Annotated in this window: 4 protein-coding genes; all 4 read left to right on the forward strand. The window is 58.7% G+C overall.

Annotated features, from left to right (window positions below; all coding sequences use genetic code 11):
• Positions 1-279: hypothetical protein (locus WAW39_RS02285; RefSeq protein ID WP_422315348.1), on the forward strand; the 279-nt coding region annotated here is incomplete at its 5' end.
• A gap of 1 nt (position 280) precedes the next feature.
• Complete coding sequence (locus tag WAW39_RS02290; protein WP_422315350.1) at positions 281-862, forward strand: hypothetical protein; 582 nt, start codon at positions 281-283, stop codon at positions 860-862.
• The gene (locus WAW39_RS02295; protein ID WP_422315352.1) at positions 862-1,278 is read left to right on the forward strand and encodes a hypothetical protein; all 417 of its coding nucleotides are present in this window, start codon (positions 862-864) and stop codon (positions 1,276-1,278) included. The genes WAW39_RS02290 and WAW39_RS02295 overlap by 1 nt, the downstream gene beginning before the upstream one ends.
• Entirely contained in the window at positions 1,275-1,736 is a 462-nt protein-coding gene (locus WAW39_RS02300) for a hypothetical protein (protein ID WP_422315354.1), read from the forward strand. Before WAW39_RS02295 ends, WAW39_RS02300 begins: the two co-directional genes overlap by 4 nt.
• The last annotated feature ends 117 nt before the right edge of the window (positions 1,737-1,853 follow it).

The following is a 1,853-nucleotide window of genomic DNA, read 5'->3' on the forward strand; positions in this document are numbered from 1 at the left end:
AGCGTGGATCTCTTTGAAAGCGACGGTGAAAAGCTCATCCCCGGAGAAACCAGCGAAGCCACCGTGGACCACCTCCTCAAGCTCCACTTCCCCAAGTCCAACGCCGCCGTCAAACGCCAGGCCCTCAACCTTCTTACCCGCGTAGACAGCGGCGCAGCCGGAGCCGTCGCCATGCACGCCCGCCTCGCAGACCTCATGCTCAAAGGCGGCAAAGTCACCGACCCCGCCGAAGCCTTCCGCCTCGCCAGCACCCAGCTCATTCAACAGGAGGCCGCATAAGATGAGACCTCTGGAAATTAACTTCGGCGCGATCATCCGTCCTATCAGTTTTCAACTGCCTACCACCTGGATCTGGGGGCAGGTCACTGACTGCACCGGCCTTAGCCTGGGCAATGGTTCAGAAGAGTATTCCGGCTGGGCAAACCTGCGCACACTGGATGAAATCGAAGCCTGCGCCAGCTGGTTGGATGGCCTCTGGATGTGCGCCATTGATGCGCGCTCGCTGGCGCTCAGTCATGAGCGCAAAGACATCGGCTTGTTCGTTCAGGGCATCAGCCCACAGTACGAAGACGAATACGAGGGATCGACTGATCTGGAGATCAACGCAGTCGTTTCCGCCCCGGCCCATGACCTCTGCATCTATTTGGGCCGTCAAGCAGGCGATAAGGATGACGTTTTCGACTACGGGGACACGCTCAAATATGAACATGATGTCAAAGCCCTCGCCTCCCTGCTGCGCGATGTCGCCACCGCCATGCGTGAGAAGCGATTTCACTATGGCCGTGGCAACCCCATGAAGGCCTATTTCAAGAGCAAACCAGCCCCAAAACCGCTGCTTCTGACGGAAAGGAGAGCCTCCTAATGAGCCCCTCAACTGCATCCCGCACTCAGAACGGCAAGCTCAAGCTTGCTGGTGCCTACATCCCTGAAGGCAAATATGAAGCCCTGGTCAAGCTTGCCAAAGCCAGCAACCGCTCGCTCGCTGGGCAGTGCCGCCACATCTACGACCAGGCGCTTCTCGAAGCGTTGATTGAGCGCGCCTGTACTCCCCGCGTAGGTGACCGCTTCGGCGCTGGTGAAGTCCGAGTAGAAGTCCTGGCTGTAAGGGCAACAGACGATGTCGAGCCAGGTCGCTATTGGATTATCGAGTACACTGACAGCCGCGTCAGCAATTCCCGCCATGAACTTTTCCACGGCGAGTATGAAGAGATGGTCACTAAGGCCATCAAGAACCACGGCCCCTCAATCTTTCACCCTGCGGAGGATAACGAAGAGTGAGAGCCCTCTCCATTCGCCAGCCCTGGGCGTCGATGATTCTCAACGGCCCCAAGCGCATCGAAAACCGCATGTCACGCACATGGACCCGTGGATGGGTTCTCATCCATGCCGCTCAGACCTTCGATGCAACGGCTGAGTTGTGGCTCAAGGATCAGATCAAGAAATACACGGCACCGCTCGACCTGGCCGCACTCATGACGGCAAAGACGATCGCACGCCGCACCAACCTGCCCAGCGGCGGCATCATCGGTGCCATGCACATCACAGATTGCGTGCAGGCTTCTGATTCTCCCTTCTTCATGGGGCGGCATGGCTACGTGATCGACCGTGTTGTGGAGCTGCCCTTCCACCCCTGCCGTGGCCTGCCCGGGATCTTCGATGTCACACTCCCACCGGACATCGCCGCCCTGGTTCCCGGCATCTCATACACCCTTGACCCGGAGTCTCTCAAGCCATGAACCAGCCAAACTCATCTCACTTTCACGCAGGCAAAGCCGCCCGCCAGGCTGGCAAACCGTGCAGGATCACCGATGGCCGCATGTCCGGCAAATCACGCCGCGAATGGTATGAAGGCT

Source organism: Prosthecobacter sp. (genome assembly GCF_049294395.1).
GTDB lineage: Bacteria > Verrucomicrobiota > Verrucomicrobiia > Verrucomicrobiales > Verrucomicrobiaceae > Prosthecobacter.

Excerpts from the sequence above, each read along its gene's own strand:
- WAW39_RS02290 (WP_422315350.1), top strand. The coding sequence starts at position 281 with ATGAGACCTCTGGAAATTAACTTCGGCGCGATCATCCGTCCTATCAGT.
- WAW39_RS02295 (WP_422315352.1), top strand. The coding sequence starts at position 862 with ATGAGCCCCTCAACTGCATCCCGCACTCAGAACGGCAAGCTCAAGCTT.